Source organism: Streptomyces sp. Go-475 (genome assembly GCF_003330845.1).
Lineage (GTDB): Bacteria > Actinomycetota > Actinomycetes > Streptomycetales > Streptomycetaceae > Streptomyces.
In genome coordinates, this window is sequence record NZ_CP026121.1 from 7,196,426 (window position 1) to 7,211,770 (window position 15,345).

The window sequence follows — 15,345 nt, forward strand, 5'->3', positions numbered from 1 at the left end:
GTCTCCTTGCGTTGCGCGCGGTGGGCAGCAGCTCCATAAGTCATCGATCGATGACTTGTCTCAAGCTACGCATCCCCGCCGTAAGATGTCAACGACCGCTGACTTGGAGGGGACGCCGATGCCTCAGCCCGTGAAGCGCAAGCGTGACCGCGCCGCCACCCGGGCCGCCCTGCTCGCCGCGGCCCGGGCCCGTTTTGCCCTCCGCGGGTACGACGCGACGAGCGTCCGGGACATCGCCCGCGACGCGGGGGTCGATCCGGCGCTGATCTTCCGCTACTTCGGTTCGAAGGAGCAGCTGTTCGAGCAGGCGGCGCAGGCCGCCGAGGAGTACGGGACGGAGCCCGCCGACGTCCCGGAGGACGTGCCGACGCGCCTGCTCCACGCGGCCATGCGGCAGTCCGCCGGCTCCGAGAGCGGCCATCCCCTCGCCGCCCTGCTGATGTCCTCGGGCCGGCCGGACTGCCGGGAACGGCTCAACGCGCAGCTGCATCACGACTATGTGCAGGCCCTGGAGCAGCTCGTCGACCTGCCGGACCGCGAGCTGCGCGCGGAACTCCTGACCGCGTGGCTGCTGGGGATCACGGTCGCGCGTTCGCTGGCCCACACGCCCGCCCTCTCGGAGGCGTGCGTCGACGAGATCTCGCCCTACTTCGAGCAGGTCGCCGCCGTTCTGCTGGGCACGTCCGCACGCTGACGGCGGACCCGCCGGCCGGCGTTCACCACGGGACGGGCCCGTCGTTGCCGAAGAACCCGCCCGTGGGCCCGTCCGGGCCGATCAGGGCCATGCGGACGATGATGTCGGCCCCCTCGGCCACCGTCTGCGGCCCGGTATGCCCGTTCAGATCCGTCGCGGTGTGGCCGGGGTCGACGGCGTTGATCCGCATCTTCGGGTGGGTGCGTGCGTACTGCGCCGTGATCATGTTCAGCGCGGCCTTCGAGGAGTTGTAGGCCAGGGCGGGGTAGTAGACGGGCAGGATCGACGTATGGCGCTCCGGGGCGGCGGCGATCCCGAGAGAGCCCAGACTGCTGCTGACGTTGACGATGACGGGCGACTCGCTCGCCTCCAGCAGCGGCAGGAAGGCATGGGTCACGCGGACGGCGCCGAAGACGTTGGTCTCGTAGGTGGTGCGGACCTGCTCCGCGGTGGCGTCGTGGGCGTCATTGCCCGGGCCGATGATCCCGGCGTTGTTGACGAGGACGTCGAGGCACCCCGCCTCCGCGCCGACCTGCTCCGCCGCCGCCCGTACCGACGCGTCGTCCGTGATGTCGAGGGCCAGGGGGCGACCGCCCAGTTCCGCCGCGGCCTCTTCCCCGAGCCGCTTGTCGCGGGCCCCGATGTACACCGTGTGCCCGGCGGCGATGAGCCGCCTGGCGGTCTCCTTGCCCAGCCCCCGGTTGGCACCCGTGATCAATGTGATGGTCATGGAGCCACCCTCCCCCTATGGCCCGGCCGGCGCGCCACCCGCTTCACAAGAACGTGAAACACCTCTCACACTGCTCTGAACCACCGTTGGTTACTATGCTCACTTCGCGCAGGGGAGACAGGGTGGAGGATGTTGAGAGAGGTCACCGCCACCGGCTACATCGCACCCCTGACGTCCGGCGGCTCCGTCCCCGGAGTCTTCGAGGCCGATGACCTGGGCACCTACGTCGTGAAGTTCACCGGCTCCGCCCAGGGCCGCAAGGCGCTCGTCGCCGAGGTGATCGTGGGCGAACTGGCCCGCGCCCTCGGACTGCGGTTCCCCGAGCTGGTCCTCGTGCACTTCGACCCGGAGGTCGCCGCGGGCGAGCCCCACCAGGAGGTGCGGGACCTCCACCGCGCGAGCGCCGGCGTCAACCTCGGCATGGACTACCTGCCCGGCGCCCGGGACTTCACCCCGGAGGTCGCGAAGGCCTTCCCCGTCGACCCGCTGGAGGCGGGCCGGATCGTCTGGCTGGACGCCCTGACCGCCAACGTCGACCGTACGGTCCACAGCTCCAACCTGATGATCTGGCCCACCCTGGGCGTCGCGCCCCCGCGCCTGTGGCTGATCGACCACGGGGCGGCCCTGGTCTTCCACCACCGCTGGGACGGCACCGACCCCGCCAAGGCCTACGACTTCCGGCACCACGCCCTCGGCCACTACGCCCCGGACGTGCGGGCCGCCGACGCGGAGCTGGCGCCCAAGGTGACCGAGGAGCTGCTGCGGGAGATCGTGGCGGAGGTGCCGGACGCCTGGCTGACCGGCTTCGCCTCTCCCGGCGAGGCCCGCCAGGCGTACGTGGCGTACCTGCACGCGCGCGTGGGCGCCTCGGCGCAGTGGCTGCCCACCGACTTCCCCAGCCGGGAGGAGGTCGCCGCCGAGCAGGCCCTGCGGACGGCGAGGAACCAGCGAGGACGCCCCGCGTGGCTGAGGCAGGTCCCGGATCTGCACGGCAGGCCCGCGGTCGAACAGGACGGGTCGGTGCACATCCGATGAGTGGCCGTGTCGAGATCGAGTACTGCACGCAGTGCCGCTGGCTGCCCCGCGCGGCCTGGCTGGCGCAGGAACTGCTGACGACCTTCGAGACCGAACTGACGGAGCTGGCCCTGAAGCCCGGCAAGGGCGGCGTGTTCGTCGTCCGCGTCGACGGCGAGGTCGTCTGGGACCGCCGCGAGCAGGGCTTCCCGGAGCCGACGGCCGTGAAGAAGGCCGTACGCGACCGAGTGGCCCCGGGGAAGTCCCTGGGCCACTCGGAGCGCTAGCGGTCCCGCCGTCAGCCCTCGAGCTGCTCGTACGCCGGCAGCGTCAGGAAGTCGGCGTAGTCCTCGTCGAGGGAGACCTTCAGGAGCAGGTCGTGGGCCTGCTGCCAGTTGCCCGCCGCGAAGGCCGCGTCGCCGATCTCGGCGCGGATGTTCGCGAGTTCCTCGGCGGCGACCTTGCGGGCCAGGTCGGCGGTGACCTGCTCGCCGTTGTCGAGGACGACCCCGGCGTTGATCCACTGCCAGATCTGCGAGCGGGAGATCTCGGCGGTGGCCGCGTCCTCCATGAGGTTGAAGATGGCGACGGCGCCGAGGCCGCGCAGCCAGGCCTCGATGTAACGGATGCCGACCTGCACGGCGTTGACCAGGCCCGCGTACGTCGGCTTGGCGTCCAGCGAGTCGACGGCGATCAGGTCGGCCGCCTTGACGTCGACGTCCTCGCGCAGCCGGTCCTTCTGGTTCGGCTTGTCGCCGAGGACCTTGTCGAAGGACTCCATGGCGATCGGCACGAGGTCGGGGTGGGCGACCCAGGAGCCGTCGAAACCGTCGTTCGCCTCGCGGTCCTTGTCGGCGCGGACCTTCTCGAAGGCGACCTTGTTGACCTCGGCGTCCCGGCGGGACGGGATGAAGGCCGCCATGCCGCCGATCGCGTGCGCGCCGCGCTTGTGGCAGGTGCGGACGAGGAGTTCGGTGTAGGCGCGCATGAACGGGGCCGTCATCGTCACCGCGTTGCGGTCCGGCAGCACGAACTTGGCGCCGCCGTCACGGAAGTTCTTGACGATGGAGAACAGGTAGTCCCAGCGGCCCGCGTTCAGCCCGGAGGCGTGGTCGCGCAGCTCGTAGAGGATCTCCTCCATCTCGTACGCGGCCGTGATCGTCTCGATCAGCACGGTCGCGCGGACGGTGCCCTGCGGGACGCCGACGTAGTCCTGCGCGAAGACGAAGACCTCGTTCCAGAGGCGGGCCTCCAGGTGGGACTCGGTCTTGGGCAGGTAGAAGTACGGGCCCTTGCCCAGGCCCAGCAGGCGCTTGGCGTTGTGGAAGAAGTACAGGCCGAAGTCGACGAGCGCGCCGGGCACCGGGGTGCCGTCCGCGTCGACGAGGTGACGCTCGTTCAGGTGCCAGCCGCGGGGGCGCATGACGACCGTGGCGAGTTCCTCGTTCGCCTTCAGGGCGTACGACTTGCCCGACTTCGGGTCCGTGAAGTCGATGTTCCGGGTGTAGGCGTCGATCAGGTTGAGCTGGCCGAGGACCACGTTCTCCCAGGTGGGCGCCGAGGCGTCCTCGAAGTCCGCGAGCCACACCTTCGCGCCGGAGTTGAGCGCGTTGATGGTCATCTTGCGGTCGGTGGGGCCGGTGATCTCGACCCGCCGGTCGTTCAGGGCGTCCGGGGCCGGGGCGACCCGCCAGGAGTCGTCGGCGCGGATCGCGGCGGTCTCCGGGAGGAAGTCGAGGGTGGAGGTACGGGCGATCTCGGCGCGGCGCTCGGCGCGGCGGGCGAGGAGCTCGTCACGCCGGGGCGTGAACCGCCGGTGCAGCTCGGCCACGAAGGCGAGCGCCGCTTCGGTGAGGACCTCCTCCTGCCGGGGCAGGGGCTCGGCGTCGACGATGGCCAGCGGGGACGGCGCTGGAGCGGACATGAACGGTCACTTCCTTCAGCGAGCTGTGAAGACGAGTCGGCGGTGGCACCCGGTGCCAGTCTTCCCGGATACGGCGTTCGGCGCCCGGGGAGCCGGCGGGCGCTTCTGAACAGTGGATAGTAGTTTCCTCATGGTGGAAGTTCAATCGTCTGTTGATGTCGAGATTCTCTGAGTCGAGGCAAGGTGGCGCTCCGTGCCACCCCGCTCACTCCAGGTGCGCCAGATCGGCCTCCGTATCGATGTCGAAGGGCCGGGCCACGTCCCCGCACTCGACGAGCGAGATCGCCGGCTCGTGCTGCTTCAGATACGCGCGTGCCCCCTGGTCCCCGAGGGCAGTCGTGGCGATCCCCGCCCAGTGGGCGGCGCCGAACAGGACCGGATGGCCGCGCACTCCCTCGTACGCCGCCGAGGCGAGCGACTCCTCGCCCTCGTAGGCCCCCAGGACCCGGGCCACCGCCGCCGGCCCGATGCCGGGCTGGTCGACGAGCGCGACCAGGGCCGCCCGGGCGCCCGTACCGGCGAGCGAGTCCAGCCCGGCCCGCAGGGACGTCCCCATGCCCTCCTCCCAGGCGGGGTTGTCGACGAGGACGCACCCCGCCAGGGCGGCCCGTGCGCGTACCTCCTCGGCCCGCGCGCCCAGAACCACGTGCACACGGGCGCAGCCGCCCTCGCGCAGCACCCGCACCGCGTGCTCCACGAGCGGCCTGCCGCGGTGGGGGAGCAGCGCCTTGGGACGCCCGCCCAGCCGCCGCCCGCCTCCCGCGGCCAGCAGCAGCCCCGCAACCGCACCCGCCCCGTCCGTCGTCTCCCTTGTCGTCATGGAACCTGCATACCGCAGCAGGGCTGCCGCGCCCCGGGTCTCTCGCGCCCCCGGGGCCGGAAAGTCACGCAGCGAAACAAGTCGATGACGCAATGGACTGGCGCCTGGCGGCCCGCGTCGTTTACTGTCGCCCGCACCGACCGGCCGGGCGTCGGGCCGAGGCCCGGTGTGGGGGACTTCGCGTCGGAAGGGCACGCGCACGGCGAGGTGCGAGGGGGAGGACTGTGTTGCGGAGCGTGGAGCAGAAGCGGCAGCGGCCCGTGGCGGGCGACGAGGCGGATCCGCGCGTGACGGAGCTGCGCTCCGCCGTGTCCCGGCTGCGCCGACGGCTCGCCGCTCATCCCGGCGAGTTCGCCGACCGGAGCATCGCCGAGGAGGAACTCGCCGCCCTGGACGCCATGGCCGCCGACGGCATCCCCGAGATCCCGCGGCTGCACAGCTCGCTGCTGCTGATCGCCGGCGCGATCGGCTCGGTGAGCGCGCTGTCCCCCGGGCTGGCGGAGGTCCGCCGGGCGGTGGACCTCTTCGGAGGGCCGGTGCGCGGACAGGGCTAGTCCTGGCGCCTGGCCGGCGCTACGGAAAGGTGCCCCGGTAGCCCGTGTGCGCGCCCCGGGGCTCGAAGTCGCCGCAGAGCCAGGTCTCCTGGACCAGTTCCGTGTGGGCCGGCCAGATCGCGAAGACGCCCCGGGGGCCTTGCTTGCCGTCGACCTGCCGGTAGCGGGCCTTGACGTCCCGGAAGCAGGCCAGACCGGCCATCAGGCCGTGGCCGGCCGGGCTGTAGTCGGACCAGGCGCACGCGATGCACGCCTTGAGCCGGGCGCCCGGGGGCAGTTCGCGCTGGATCGCGTACAGGCCGTTCTCGAAGTCCCCGCAGTCGTCCGCGCCGCCGTACTCCCGCCCGTCGAGACGCAGGGTGAGGACCAGCCTCTCCCCGTCCGCGCCGGGCGCGGTGCCCGCGGCCGGGTCCGGCAGCCGCAGGGCGCAGTGCAGCACCCCTTCCCGGACGCCCTGCCCGGCGCACTCGACGGGCAGGGGCAGCCGCCATTCCAGCAGGCAGGAGCAGAGGGCGCCGTGGAGGAAGCGGAACATCGCCTCGGGCGGCTCACCGGCCAGCGCGCCCAGGTCGTCCATGCTGTCGCCCTCGAAGAGGACGCCCCGGATCGTCGTACGGATCAGCTCCCGGCCGTCGGTCTCGAAGACGACCTCCTGCGAGCCGTGCCGGTCGGTGTACCGGCCGGGCCAGCGCTGTAAGCCCGTCACGCGGGACTCTGGCTGGCCAGGGCCTCGGACAGTTCGCCGGCGACCTGCTGGAGCACCGGCACGATCTTCTCCGTCGCCGACTCCGTGACCCGGCCCGCCGGGCCGGAGATGGAGATGGCGGCGGCGGTGGGGGAGTCGGGCACCGAGACCGCGAGGCAACGGACCCCGATCTCCTGCTCGTTGTCGTCGATCGCGTAGCCCTGGCGGCGCACGTCCTCCAGCGCCGCGAGGAACCCGTCGGGCGTCGTGATCGTCTTGTCCGTGGCGGCGGGCATGCCCGTCCGGGCGAGCAGGGCCCGCACCTCCTCCGGCGGGAAACCGGCGAGCAGGGCCTTGCCCACGCCCGTGGAGTGCGGCAGCACGCGCCGGCCGACCTCCGTGAACATCCGCATCGAGTGCTTCGACGGCACCTGCGCCACGTAGACGATCTCGTCCCCGTCCAGCAGCGCCATGTTCGCCGTCTCGCCGGTCTCCTCGACCAGCCGGGCGAGGTACGGCCGCGCCCAGGTGCCCAGCAGCCGGGAGGCCGACTCGCCGAGGCGGATCAGGCGCGGGCCGAGCGCGTACCGCCGGTTGGGCTGCTGACGTACGTACCCGCAGGCCACCAGCGTGCGCATCAGGCGGTGGATGGTCGGCAGGGGCAGTCCGCTGCTCGCGGACAGTTCGCTCAGGCCGACCTCGCCGCCCGCGTCCGCCATCCGTTCGAGCAGGTCGAAGGCGCGCTCCAGGGACTGGACCCCGCCGTTGGCGGAGGACCGGGCGGAGTCGGTGGTGCTGGCGCTGGACGTCGGCACGGGGCGTTCCTTTCGGGTAGCATTTCGCTTCCCGGGATATTAATTCCGCTTTGTGGAAAAGTCCAGGGGTGGGGTGCTGGTGTGCCCTGTAGCAGTGTGCCCTTGACGGGGCCGGAACGGGAGTGAAGACTCCTTCAACAGAACGTTGAAGAAAGGGGTTCGGGTGTCCGACGCTGAACTGGTGCTCCGCTCGACACGTGTCATCACTCCCGAGGGGACGCGCGCCGCATCGGTCGCGGTCTCCGGCGGCACGATCACGGCCGTCCTCCCCTACGACGCCCCCGTACCGCAGGGGGCCCGCCTGGAGGACCTGGGCGACCACGTCCTGCTGCCCGGCCTGGTCGACACCCACGTGCACGTCAACGACCCGGGCCGCACCGAGTGGGAGGGCTTCTGGACCGCCACCCGCGCCGCGGCGGCCGGCGGCATCACGACCCTCGTCGACATGCCCCTCAACTCCCTCCCGCCGACCACCACCGTCGCCCACCTGCGCACCAAGCAGCAGGTCGCCGCCGACAAGGCGCACATAGACGTCGGCTTCTGGGGCGGCGCCCTGCCCGACAACATCAAGGACCTGCGCCCGCTGCACGAGGCCGGGGTCTTCGGCTTCAAGGCGTTCCTGTCGCCGTCCGGCGTGGACGAGTTCCCGCACCTGGAGCGGGACCCGCTCGCCCGCACGATGGCCGAGATCGCCGCCTTCGACGGCCTGCTCATCGTGCACGCCGAGGACCCCCACCGCCTCGCCTCCGCCCCGCAGCGGCCCGGCCCCCGGTACGCCGACTTCCTCGCCTCCCGCCCCCGGGACGCCGAGGACAGCGCCATCGCCCAGCTCATCCGCGAGGCCAAGGCCCTCGACGCCCGCGTGCACGTGCTGCACCTGTCGTCCAGCGACGCCCTGCCGATGATCGCCGAGGCGCGGGCCGAGGGCGTGCGCATCACGGTGGAGACCTGCCCCCACTACCTGACCCTCACCGCCGAGGAAGTCCCCGACGGCGCCAGCGAGTTCAAGTGCTGCCCGCCGATCCGCGAGGCCGCCAACCAGGACCTGCTCTGGCAGGCGCTGGCCGACGGCACCGTCGACTGCGTCGTCACCGACCACTCCCCGTCCACCGCCGACCTCAAGACCGACGACTTCGCGACGGCCTGGGGCGGCATCTCCGGACTCCAGCTGAGCCTCGCGGCGGTGTGGACGGAGGCCCGCAGGCGCGGACACGGCCTGGAGGACGTCGTCCGCTGGATGTCGGCGCGGACCTCCGAACTCGTCGGGCTCGACGACCGCAAGGGCGCCATCGCCGCCGGCCGCGACGCCGACTTCGCCGTCCTCGCCCCCGACGAGACCTTCACCGTCGACCCCGCCTCCCTCCAGCACCGCAACCGCGTCACGGCCTACGCGGGCAAGACCCTGTACGGCGTCGTGAAGTCCACCTGGCTGCGCGGACAGCGCATCGTCGCGGACGGCGAGTTCACCGAACCGAAGGGGCGGCTCCTCACCCGGACCCACTGAATCCCCCCGGCCACCCGAAAGGAAGACCTGATCATCGTGACGGCGATTCCCAGCTTCACCGGCGACGCGAACCCCTACGGAGGCGGCGACCCGTACGCGGACTACCGCACCGCCGACTTCCCCTTCACCCAGTACGCCAACCTCGCCGACCGGCACCTCGGGGCCGGGGTCATCGCCGCCAACGACGAGTTCTTCGCCCAGCGCGAGAACCTGCTGGTGCCCGAGCGCGCCGAGTTCGACCCCGAGCACTTCGGGCACAAGGGCAAGATCATGGACGGCTGGGAGACGCGCCGCCGCCGGGGCGCCTCCGCCGAGCACCCGTGGCCGACCGCCGAGGACCACGACTGGGCGCTGGTCCGCCTCGGCGCCCCCGGCGTGATCCGCGGGATCGTCGTCGACACCGCCCACTTCCGCGGCAACTACCCCCAGGCCGTGTCCGTCGAGGGCACCTGCGTCGCGGGCTCCCCGTCGCCGGAGGAACTCCTCGGGGACGACGTGAAGTGGACGACCCTGGTGCCGCGCACCGCGGTCGGCGGCCACGCGGCGAACGGTTTCGCCGTCGCCGTCGAGCAGCGCTTCACCCACCTGCGGGTCAACCAGCACCCCGACGGCGGCATCGCCCGCCTGCGCGTGTACGGCGAGGTCGTCCCCGACCCCGAGTGGCTGGCGGTCCTGGGCACCTTCGACGTCGTCGCCCTGGAGAACGGCGGCCAGGTCGAGGACGCCTCCAACCTCTTCTACTCGCCCGCCACCAACACCATCCAGCCGGGCCGCTCCCGCAAGATGGACGACGGCTGGGAGACCCGCCGCCGCCGCGACCAGGGCCACGACTGGATCCGCTACCGGCTCGCCGCCCAGGCGCAGATCCGCGCCCTGGAGATCGACACCGCCTACCTCAAGGGCAACAGCGCCGGCTGGGCCTCCGTGTCCGTCAGGGACGGCGAGGACGGCGACTGGCGGGAGATCCTGCCCCGCACCCGCCTCCAGCCCGACACCAACCACCGCTTCGTCCTCCCGGAACCGGCCGTCGGCACGCACGCGCGCGTGGACATCTACCCCGACGGCGGCATCTCCCGCCTGCGCCTCTTCGGCTCCCTGACCCAGGAGGGCACGAGCCGACTGGCGGCCCGCCACCAGGAACTGGGCGGCTGACGCGGCTGCCCGGTGGGGCGCACAGCGTGACGGCACGGGTGCTGGGGTGCACGGCCTGACCGCGCGGGTACTGGGTGCACCATTGGGCCGCACGGGTGCTTGTGCGCACCGATCTGGCCGCACGAGTGCTGGGGTGCACGGCCTGACAGCGCGGGTGCTGGCATGCAGGGTCTGGCCGCGCGGGTGCTGGCATGCAGGGCCTGGCCGCACGGGTGCCGGTGGTGTACCGGCCTGGCCGCACGGGTGCCGGTGGTGTACCGGCCTGGCCGCACGGGTGCCGGTGGTGCACCGGCCTGGCCGCACGGGTGCCGGTGGTGCACCGGCCCGACATCACGGGTGCTGGGGTGTGCGACCTGACCGCACGGGTGCTGGGGCGCACCGGCCCGACCGCGCCGGTGCGCCCCGTGCGTCTCATGCCGCGTGGCCGCCGTCGACCGCGAACTCCGCTCCGGTCACATAAGCGGCCCCGGCCAGGTAGGCGACCATCGACGCCACCTCGTCCGCCGTCCCGAACCGGCCCAGCGCCGTCATCGCCGCCTGCCCGGACGCGTACGGCCCGTCCGCCGGGTTCATGTCCGTGTCGATCGGCCCGGGATGGACGAGGTTCGCGGTGATCCCGCGCTCGCCCAGTTCCCTGGCCAGGGCCTTGGTCAGACCCGTCAGCGCGGCCTTGCTCATGGCGTACAGCGTGCCGCCGGGCCCCGTTACCCGCATGGCGATGCAACTGCCGATCGTGATGATCCGCCCGCCCTCGCCCATCCGAGCGGCGGCCGCCTGGGACGCCAGGAAGACCCCGCGCACGTTGACCGCGAGGACCCGTTCCACGTCCGCGAGCGACAGGCTCTCCAGCGGCCCGAGCACACCCACGCCCGCGTTGTTCACCAGGACGTCGAGCCCGCCGAGCGCCTCGGCCGCCGCGTCCACGACACCGGCCGCGTCGACGGCCTCCGCGGCGTCCGCCCGCAGCGCCACCGCCCGGCGCCCCAGCGCCTCCACGGCCCGTACGACGTCGTCGGCCGCATCCTTGCCGTGCACGTAGCCGACGGCCACGTCCGCGCCCTCCCGGGCGAGCCGCAGCGCCGTCGCCGCACCGATACCACGGCTCCCGCCCGTCACGAGAGCCACCTTGCCGTCCAGAGTTCCTTGAGAAGTCATGGATCCATCCCAGCGCCCGGCGGCCGGCGAGGCCGGCGGCGAACGGACATCGAGACTCCGGGCCGCCGGCGACCGGGCGGCCGGGAGGGATCCGCGCGGCCCAGCGATGAGTTGCGGGTGCCGGCGGAGTCTGAACCGATGACAGCAGATCCGTCCGCCCCCGGAAGGAAGGCACCCGCCATGGGCAAGCTCGTCTCCACCCTCTTCGTCACCCTCGACGGCGTCTACCAGGCCCCCGGCGGGCCGCACGAGGACACCCGCGGGGGCTTCACCCACGGCGGCTGGAGCTTTCCGTACGCCGATGACGACTTCGGCCGGTTCATCAGCGAGGTCTTCACCCGCCCGGGCGCCTTCCTGCTGGGCCGCCGTACGTACGACATCTTCGCCACGTTCTGGCCCAAGGTGACCGACCCCGCCGACCCGGTCGCCTCCGGGCTCAACTCGCTGCCGAAGTACGTCGTCTCCTCGACCCTGACGGACCCCGAGTGGGCGGGCACCACCGTGCTCTCCGGCGACCTCGCCAAGGAGGTCACCGGCCTGAAGGAGCGCACCGACGGCGAACTCCAGGTGCACGGCAGCGGCGCCCTGCTCCGGTCGCTGCTGGCGCTCGACCTGGTCGACACGCTCCACCTGCTGACCTTCCCGGTCGTGCTGGGCACCGGCTTCCGGCTGTTCCCGGAGGGCTCCGTGCCGACCGCGTTCGAACACGCCGGAGGGAGCGTCACCGGCGCGGGCGTCTCGATCCAGACGTACAACCTGGCGGGCCGACCGCAGTACGGCGAGTACACCCTGCCGGAGAACGACTAGCCGCCGCGTCCCGAGCCGGTTCGCCCCCCTCAGTTGCTTGACGCAACGTGTTCGCCGAGGATCCGGCCGCCCGCCGCGGATCGCTGACCACGCGGGATGCGGGGGCGACGTCCGGGAGCGGCTCGTGTGCACGCGGTGCGGCCAAGCGGTGGGCCCGGACGCCGTCCAGCTGCTCCCCGGTCCAGGGCTCACGGACTCGCCGGCCTGACCTCCGGAACGCTCCCCGACGCCGACGGACTCGCCGGCCGTCGGCTGGCAGTAAGTTGCTTCACGAAACTCGTCCGGCTGGGGCGTCCAGGCCCGTCGGCGCGACCGCACGGCCGACCGGCCCGCCGGGCCGCTGGACGCGTCGTGGCTGCGCCGGCTGTGTCTCGACGCGGGCGCGGACGACGTCGGCTTCGTCGAGATCGACCGGCCGGACATCGCCGACCGGCGAGAGGACCTGAGCGCCGCGCTGCCGGGTGTCCGGACGTCGATCAGCATCGCGACCCGGATGAACCGGGAGAACATCCGCGCTCCCGCGCGCTCGGTCGCCAACCTGGAGTTCCATCACACCGGCGACCACACCAACGAGGTCGGCCGGCACGTGGTGGATGAGCTGGAAGCGATGGGCGTGCGCGCCATCAACCCCGCGATGGGTTTCCCGGTCGGAGACGATCCGTCCCCCGCCCGTTACCGCACCACCGGCAGGACGACGCGGGAAGGGCGGTCGGGGTCGTGGAAGATCTGCTGCCGGGGCACTCGGGCCGTGGTCGCGCTCGCCTCGGGTTCGCCCGTGTTGAGGTTGCGGTCCCAGCGCGGGAGGTCGCCGGAGGTGACCTGGACCCGTATGCGGTGCCCTGCCCGGAAGACGATGCTGGTCGACCACGGGGCCACGACGTGCTCGGCAAGCTCAGCCGGTTTTCGACGAGTGTTTCTCGGGCTCAGCAGCCGTAGTCGACCAGGTCGAACGACTCGTAGTGGTCGGCCGTGTAGTAGTCCTCCTGGTGCTCCTCGCCGGTGACGATGCGGCGAGCTCCGCGCGTGGACGAGCCCGGAGTGATGACGGTGTACTCGTGGTAGTAGCCGGACGCCCGGCTCGGCAGGATGCCCTCCCGGTTCTGGAAGACGGTGCCGTCCTGGTCGTACGGGAAGGGGCCGCCCTGCTCGATCAGGTCGAGCGTGTCGTGTGCCTGGGAGGGCAGATCGCTGTAGCAGATGCTGCCGACCGCGGCGGCGGCCGGGGTGGCGGTGACGGTGCCGCCGACGAGGAGGGCGGAAAGGACGGCGGCCGCGGCGCCGATGCGGGTGATGCGTGGGGGGAATCTCATGCCGTCATGATGACGCGCGTAGACAGTGGCATGTCAATGTCAAGTTCGGAGATTCACCCCTCAAGTCCAATGAGTTTTCGGGAAGTTAACCTCCGCCGGACCTCCGGCTCCCGGCCGCCGCGAACAGGGCGACGCCGAGCGCGAGCAGCGCGACGCTCGCGTAGACCTCGAACCCGTCGAGGAACCCCAGTCGTTGCACGACGCCCCAGTTCCAGTCGGTGAACTCGTGCACCAGGCCCGCCACGCCCTGGAGGAGGGCGAGGAAGCCGAGAACCTCCATTGCCTGCTTCATTCCTCGAGCCTCGCCCCGAAGGCTCGCCGCGCGCATCGGCCACGGGGCGGGCACCCCGGAACGGAAGTTCCCTCTCCGGCTCGGCCGGCCGCGCCGAAAGTCTGCGGTGCGGCGACTTTGGTCCAGGATCTCTCCCGAGGAGAGGTGGAACGGGCCGTCGGCTGCGTAGATTTGTCGACCGTGAAGTGTGACGACGTGGGGCAGGCCTCCCCGGTGCCGTGGGGAGAGACACCCGCGCTGTTCACCGGGCGGAGATGGTTCATCCCGTCCGCGCTCCTCCACGAACTCGAGCCCGACGCCACCCGGGCCGGGCGGCGGCCCCGGCGCACCGCCCGGGACTGGGTCGTCGACTTCTCCTGCTTCCTGCTGGCCGTCGTGGTGGGCGCCATCGCCGTCGAGGCGCTCCACCACAACCCCCACGTGCCGCCCGGACTGGCCGTCGTCGACCAGGTGGTCGGCGCACTGGCCTGCGCGGCGGTCTGGCTGCGCCGCCGCTGGCCGTTGGGGCTGGCCGTGGCCATGACGCCCGTCACCTTCGTCTCGGACACCGCGGGCGGCGCGGGCCTCATCGCCCTGTTCACCCTCGCCGTGCACCGCCCCTTCCGGTACGTGGCCTGGGTGGGCGGGGTCAACGCGGCGCTGGCCCCGCTGTACTACTGGCTGCGTCCCGACGCGGACGTCCCGTACGTGGTGAGCGTGCCCTTCGCCGTGGTGCTCACCGTGGCGATCGTGGGCTGGGGCATGTTCGTACGGGCCAAGCGGCAGCTGCTGCTGAGCCTGAGGGACCGGGCCCGGCGGGCCGAGACGGAGGCGCGGCTGCGGGCCGAGCAGGCGCAGCGGCTCGCCCGCGAGGCCATCGCGCGGGAGATGCACGACGTGCTCGCCCACCGGCTGACGCTGCTGAGCGTGCACGCGGGCGCCCTGGAGTTCCGGCCCGACGCGCCCCCGGCGGAGACGGCGCGCGCGGCGGGTGTGATCCGGGAGAGCGCGCACGAGGCCCTGCAGGACTTACGGGAGATCATCGGCGTGCTGCGGGCGGGTGAACCCGACGACACGGGCCGGCCGCAGCCGACCCTCGCGGCGCTGGACACGCTGGTCGCCGAGTCCCGCGAGGCCGGCATGAAGGTCTCCCTCGACCAGCGCGTCGACGACCCCGCCGCCGTCCCCGCCTCCGTCGGCCGCACCGCCTACCGGATCGCCCAGGAGGGCCTGACCAACGCCCGCAAGCACGCGCCCGGCGCGGAGGTCACCGTGTCCGTCGGCGGCGCACCGGGCGAGGGCCTCGCCGTCGCCGTACGCAATCCGCCGCCCGAGGGCGAGGTGCCACCCGTCCCCGGCTCCGGCCAGGGCCTGATCGGCCTGACGGAGCGGGCGACCCTCGCGGGCGGCCGCCTGGAGCACGGCGCCACTCCGGACGGCGGATTCGAGGTACGGGCCTGGCTGCCGTGGTCGTGATCCGAGCCCGCGGGCCGGCACGCGGCCGCGGGCCTGCATGAGGCCGCTCGCCCCCCCGGGGCCGCCCGGCAGTGTGGCCACTCGCCAGCCCGTGCGGCCACTCGCCCCTGCGGCCGCCCGCCCGCGAGGCCACCCGCCCGTGCGGCCACTCGCCCCTGCGACCGCTCGCCGGTACGGCCGCCCGCCCTGCGGCCGGTCGCGGGTCCGCCGCCGCGCCGGCGGTCTGAGGGCCTGGACCGAAGCCCTTGTGGCCGGTGAGGTGACCGGCGGATCATGGGCATATGTCGCCAGCCGCACCGCAGTTGGAGGTCGTGTCCGTGCCGACGGAGGTGAGGACGGTCCGGGCGGGGTTCGTGTGGCCGTCGGAGCGCGAGCCGGCCGACCGGGTCGCGATCCTCTGCGACGACCGGGGCGGGCGCGAACGAAGGGCGTGA

At 72.5% G+C, this 15,345-nt stretch carries 18 protein-coding genes; 9 read left to right on the forward strand and 9 right to left on the reverse strand.

What is annotated here, in order from left to right:
- Positions 1-118: 118 nt before the first annotated feature.
- Entirely contained in the window at positions 119-694 is a 576-nt protein-coding gene (locus tag C1703_RS32785) for a TetR family transcriptional regulator (RefSeq protein ID WP_114256235.1), read from the forward strand.
- 22 nt (positions 695-716) lie between these two features.
- On the opposite strand, the gene C1703_RS32790 is transcribed toward C1703_RS32785, so the two are convergent.
- Positions 717-1,424: an SDR family oxidoreductase gene (locus C1703_RS32790; protein ID WP_114256236.1), complete on the reverse strand. Its 708-nt coding sequence runs from the start codon at positions 1,422-1,424 to the stop codon at positions 717-719.
- A gap of 129 nt (positions 1,425-1,553) precedes the next feature.
- Between C1703_RS32790 and C1703_RS32795 the strand changes: the two genes are divergently transcribed.
- Both C1703_RS32795 and C1703_RS32800 read left to right on the forward strand, forming a co-directional pair.
- Positions 1,554-2,459 carry a HipA family kinase gene (locus C1703_RS32795; protein ID WP_114256237.1) on the forward strand — a complete coding sequence of 302 codons (906 nt, stop codon included), beginning with the start codon at positions 1,554-1,556 and terminating at the stop codon, positions 2,457-2,459.
- Positions 2,456-2,725, forward strand: coding sequence for a SelT/SelW/SelH family protein (locus tag C1703_RS32800; RefSeq protein ID WP_114256238.1), 270 nt, complete (start codon positions 2,456-2,458; stop codon positions 2,723-2,725). The genes C1703_RS32795 and C1703_RS32800 overlap by 4 nt, the downstream gene beginning before the upstream one ends.
- Before the next feature lie 11 nt (positions 2,726-2,736).
- On the opposite strand, the gene aceB is transcribed toward C1703_RS32800, so the two are convergent.
- Together aceB and C1703_RS32810 are read right to left on the reverse strand one after the other, a co-directional pair.
- The gene (aceB, locus tag C1703_RS32805) at positions 2,737-4,362 is read right to left on the reverse strand and encodes a malate synthase A (protein ID WP_114256239.1); all 1,626 of its coding nucleotides are present in this window, start codon (positions 4,360-4,362) and stop codon (positions 2,737-2,739) included.
- Between the two features lie 205 nt (positions 4,363-4,567).
- Complete coding sequence (locus C1703_RS32810; protein ID WP_114256240.1) at positions 4,568-5,182, reverse strand: nucleotidyltransferase family protein; 615 nt, start codon at positions 5,180-5,182, stop codon at positions 4,568-4,570.
- A 224-nt stretch (positions 5,183-5,406) separates the two neighbouring features.
- On the opposite strand from C1703_RS32810, the gene C1703_RS32815 reads away from it, so the two are divergent.
- A complete protein-coding gene (locus tag C1703_RS32815; RefSeq protein ID WP_114256241.1) occupies positions 5,407-5,736 on the forward strand; it encodes a DUF5955 family protein in 330 nt (109 codons plus the stop codon).
- A gap of 19 nt (positions 5,737-5,755) precedes the next feature.
- Here C1703_RS32815 and C1703_RS32820 read toward each other — a convergent pair whose 3' ends face one another.
- Positions 5,756-6,442 carry a DUF6304 family protein gene (locus C1703_RS32820; protein ID WP_114256242.1) on the reverse strand — a complete coding sequence of 229 codons (687 nt, stop codon included), beginning with the start codon at positions 6,440-6,442 and terminating at the stop codon, positions 5,756-5,758.
- Entirely contained in the window at positions 6,439-7,236 is a 798-nt protein-coding gene (locus tag C1703_RS32825; RefSeq protein ID WP_114256243.1) for an IclR family transcriptional regulator, read from the reverse strand. The genes C1703_RS32820 and C1703_RS32825 overlap by 4 nt, the downstream gene beginning before the upstream one ends.
- Positions 7,237-7,399: 163 nt before the next feature.
- Here C1703_RS32825 and allB point away from each other — a divergent pair, with 163 nt between their 5' ends.
- Both allB and alc read left to right on the forward strand, forming a co-directional pair.
- Positions 7,400-8,740: an allantoinase AllB gene (allB, locus tag C1703_RS32830; RefSeq protein WP_114256244.1), complete on the forward strand. Its 1,341-nt coding sequence runs from the start codon at positions 7,400-7,402 to the stop codon at positions 8,738-8,740.
- A 36-nt stretch (positions 8,741-8,776) separates the two neighbouring features.
- The gene (alc, locus tag C1703_RS32835) at positions 8,777-9,892 is read left to right on the forward strand and encodes an allantoicase (protein ID WP_114256245.1); all 1,116 of its coding nucleotides are present in this window, start codon (positions 8,777-8,779) and stop codon (positions 9,890-9,892) included.
- 411 nt (positions 9,893-10,303) lie between these two features.
- Here the strand turns inward: alc and C1703_RS32840 are convergent, their stop codons facing one another.
- Positions 10,304-11,047, reverse strand: coding sequence for an SDR family oxidoreductase (locus tag C1703_RS32840; protein WP_114256246.1), 744 nt, complete (start codon positions 11,045-11,047; stop codon positions 10,304-10,306).
- Between the two features lie 180 nt (positions 11,048-11,227).
- Here C1703_RS32840 and C1703_RS32845 point away from each other — a divergent pair, with 180 nt between their 5' ends.
- A complete protein-coding gene (locus C1703_RS32845; protein WP_114256247.1) occupies positions 11,228-11,854 on the forward strand; it encodes a dihydrofolate reductase family protein in 627 nt (208 codons plus the stop codon).
- A gap of 672 nt (positions 11,855-12,526) precedes the next feature.
- Here the strand turns inward: C1703_RS32845 and C1703_RS32860 are convergent.
- The 3 genes from C1703_RS32860 to C1703_RS32870 form a co-directional block, all read right to left on the reverse strand.
- Positions 12,527-12,784 (reverse strand): CocE/NonD family hydrolase C-terminal non-catalytic domain-containing protein, encoded by a 258-nt coding sequence (locus tag C1703_RS32860; protein WP_343236425.1) that lies wholly within the window; start codon positions 12,782-12,784, stop codon positions 12,527-12,529.
- Complete coding sequence (locus tag C1703_RS32865) at positions 12,778-13,164, reverse strand: ribonuclease domain-containing protein (protein ID WP_114256248.1); 387 nt, start codon at positions 13,162-13,164, stop codon at positions 12,778-12,780. The genes C1703_RS32860 and C1703_RS32865 overlap by 7 nt, the downstream gene beginning before the upstream one ends.
- Positions 13,165-13,249: 85 nt before the next feature.
- On the reverse strand, positions 13,250-13,456 hold the full coding sequence (locus C1703_RS32870; protein WP_114257702.1) for a hypothetical protein: 207 nt from the start codon (positions 13,454-13,456) through the stop codon (positions 13,250-13,252).
- 237 nt (positions 13,457-13,693) lie between these two features.
- Here C1703_RS32870 and C1703_RS32875 point away from each other — a divergent pair, with 237 nt between their 5' ends.
- Both C1703_RS32875 and C1703_RS39130 read left to right on the forward strand, forming a co-directional pair.
- A complete protein-coding gene (locus C1703_RS32875) occupies positions 13,694-14,911 on the forward strand; it encodes a histidine kinase (protein WP_198678476.1) in 1,218 nt (405 codons plus the stop codon).
- 281 nt (positions 14,912-15,192) lie between these two features.
- Positions 15,193-15,345, forward strand: coding sequence for a hypothetical protein (locus C1703_RS39130; protein WP_157993199.1), 153 nt, complete (start codon positions 15,193-15,195; stop codon positions 15,343-15,345).

Bases quoted from the DNA above. Each gene is read 5' to 3' on its own strand.
- C1703_RS32785 (WP_114256235.1), top strand. From the start codon at position 119: ATGCCTCAGCCCGTGAAGCGCAAGCGTGACCGCGCCGCCACCCGGGCC.
- C1703_RS32790 (WP_114256236.1), bottom strand. From the start codon at position 1,424: ATGACCATCACATTGATCACGGGTGCCAACCGGGGGCTGGGCAAGGAG.
- C1703_RS32795 (WP_114256237.1), top strand. From the start codon at position 1,554: ATGTTGAGAGAGGTCACCGCCACCGGCTACATCGCACCCCTGACGTCC.
- C1703_RS32800 (WP_114256238.1), top strand. From the start codon at position 2,456: ATGAGTGGCCGTGTCGAGATCGAGTACTGCACGCAGTGCCGCTGGCTG.
- aceB (WP_114256239.1), bottom strand. From the start codon at position 4,362: ATGTCCGCTCCAGCGCCGTCCCCGCTGGCCATCGTCGACGCCGAGCCC.
- C1703_RS32810 (WP_114256240.1), bottom strand. From the start codon at position 5,182: ATGACGACAAGGGAGACGACGGACGGGGCGGGTGCGGTTGCGGGGCTG.
- C1703_RS32840 (WP_114256246.1), bottom strand. From the start codon at position 11,047: ATGACTTCTCAAGGAACTCTGGACGGCAAGGTGGCTCTCGTGACGGGC.
- C1703_RS32845 (WP_114256247.1), top strand. From the start codon at position 11,228: ATGGGCAAGCTCGTCTCCACCCTCTTCGTCACCCTCGACGGCGTCTAC.
- C1703_RS32865 (WP_114256248.1), bottom strand. From the start codon at position 13,164: ATGAGATTCCCCCCACGCATCACCCGCATCGGCGCCGCGGCCGCCGTC.
- C1703_RS32870 (WP_114257702.1), bottom strand. From the start codon at position 13,456: ATGAAGCAGGCAATGGAGGTTCTCGGCTTCCTCGCCCTCCTCCAGGGC.
- C1703_RS39130 (WP_157993199.1), top strand. From the start codon at position 15,193: ATGTCGCCAGCCGCACCGCAGTTGGAGGTCGTGTCCGTGCCGACGGAG.